Source organism: uncultured Thiodictyon sp., assembly GCF_903828115.1.
In the GTDB taxonomy this organism is placed as follows: Bacteria; Pseudomonadota; Gammaproteobacteria; order Chromatiales; family Chromatiaceae; genus Thiodictyon.
On sequence record NZ_CAIKKU010000215.1, the window covers coordinates 1 to 1901 of the forward strand.

The window sequence follows — 1901 nt, forward strand, 5'->3', positions numbered from 1 at the left end:
AGGTCGGTCAGCAGGATGCCGAGCCAGCGGTGCCAGGGTTTGTGGGGGCGTTTGTCCATGGATGGCGTTTCGGCGCGGGCCTCGATCACAATTCCGGCCACTGCCAACGCGCAGTACCGGGTGGACAAGCGCAGCGCGGTCCACCAACGGCGGCGCGGGATTCGGTGGACTTCGCTCCCGCTCGTCCACCCTACCGGCCTCCGTTTGGGCCTTGGTCATAAACTTGGCCACCTCGCGTTCTGCGCGGTTGTTGGTCCGCACAGCGGACCCTACGGATCGCGGTCTTACCGTAGGGTCCGCTGTGCGGACCAGCGGATGGGCGGGCCGATCGCGACCGACCGGAACGACGATCAAGATCGTCAGTAATCAAGAGGATATCAGGGACAGACCAAGGATATCAGGATATCAGCAGGATATCAGGGACAGACCACGTTTAGTTGTGGGGCAGCGCGGGCGTTTCATCCTCGGAGAATAGGCCCGGTCTGGGGTGCATCGGCCGTCCCCTGTGGCAGCAAAGGCCGCAAGGTCAGGTCTCCCATCGCACGCTTGACTTGTCCCGGCATTCGGCGGATTCATCGCCCGTCGGTCTCCGCGAAGACCTCCTCCAGGCGGGTGGCGGTGAGCACCCGCGCGGACCAGCACCGTAGGGCGTCGGCATTGGCCTGTTGCACACGCTTGGTCACCGCGTCGACGGGTGGGCCAAACTTGAGTGTGAGCAGTTGCAGCAGGATCGCCGCGGCTTCTTCCTGACGCCCTTCCTGACGCCCCTCCTGGATCCCTTCTTCCCGTGCTTCCCGCAACAGCGTGATCTCATCGCGCACCGCGCGCTCGCGCACGAAGGCCAGGCGCCTCGCCTCCTCGTCGGCGCTGAGCCGACGGACGCGGCTCAGCGCCGCTTGAAGACATAGTCATTCGTGGGGTCGAGCAGTTCCGGCGCAGGGTTGGGTCGCCCGGTACGCAGGTCAAGGTGTCTCCCAGACCGTTGGTTCGACATATAAAGAAACGGGGCTTGAAAAACGACATTCGCTCAGAATAAGCGCGGACCCGATGGCTTCGAGCATGCGGCCGGTCATGGCGCCGTGGGACAGGCTGGCAATCCCGAGGTGATGGTCCGGGCGCGGGATGTCGAGTTGCGCAAAGAAGACATCGGACATGCCGGCGTCGAAGTGCTGGCCGGTGTGGACGATGACCTCGCGGATGGGCGGGGCTGCCCGGCCGCATTCTGCTCACGAATGGCGCGGCTGACCGTGGCGGCCTTGATGAACTGGGGACGGGCGCCGATGACGGTGAGGATCTTCACGCGTTAGGGATTCTTGGCTTGGCCAATGGTCGCGGCGGGCCGGCGAGCGTCGGCGGGTTCCCCCCGGGGAGGCGCTCCCACTGGCTCCCCGGCCTCAGTGTCCGGTCCGCTGGAGCCAGGCTTTGATCTGTTCGGGATCCATCGCCCGCAGGATCTCCTCCGGCGGCAGGCCGCGCAGGCGGTCTTCGGGCGCGTAGCGTTTGAGTACCTCCGCCGGATCCAGGCCGTGCAGGCGCTCTTCGGGGGGCAACTTCTGCAGCAGGTCGGCGCGCAGGGTGGCATGGTCCTCCGGTGTCAGCCATGGGTCGTCGAGCATCACGCGCAGGGCGTCGCGTTTGAAATCGTCCACGTTGAAGGACATCTCGGTCAGCTCCGGTCGATGCACTTGTGCAATAGGTGACGTCAACAGCTTACAGGATTCGCCACCAGTGTCCGTGCCTCACCCCAACCGACGGCATTGCGATGTTCTCGGGTTCGGAGCGAACACTTTCCCAAACCCAGTGCGGTGCGATCTCGCAAGCGGCCTTGATCATAACTTCGGCCACGCACCCTTGCGGCAACCCGTCGCGGCCTGGGGGCCGCTCCTACGCCGTAGGAGCGG

At 65.1% G+C, this 1901-nt stretch carries 3 protein-coding genes; all 3 read right to left on the minus strand.

The features are described from left to right. Positions 1 to 572 precede the first annotated feature (572 nt). The 3 genes from QZY48_RS07780 to QZY48_RS07790 all read right to left on the minus strand — a co-directional run bounded on the left by QZY48_RS07780 (position 573) and on the right by QZY48_RS07790 (position 1661). A complete protein-coding gene (locus tag QZY48_RS07780) occupies positions 573 to 836 on the minus strand; it encodes a transposase (protein ID WP_295429819.1) in 264 nt (87 codons plus the stop codon). A 126-nt stretch (positions 837 to 962) separates the two neighbouring features. Then, a complete protein-coding gene (locus QZY48_RS07785; RefSeq protein WP_295429821.1) occupies positions 963 to 1154 on the minus strand; it encodes a hypothetical protein in 192 nt (63 codons plus the stop codon). A gap of 240 nt (positions 1155 to 1394) precedes the next feature. Further along, the gene (locus QZY48_RS07790) at positions 1395 to 1661 is read right to left on the minus strand and encodes a hypothetical protein (protein ID WP_295429823.1); all 267 of its coding nucleotides are present in this window, start codon (positions 1659 to 1661) and stop codon (positions 1395 to 1397) included. Positions 1662 to 1901 lie beyond the last annotated feature (240 nt).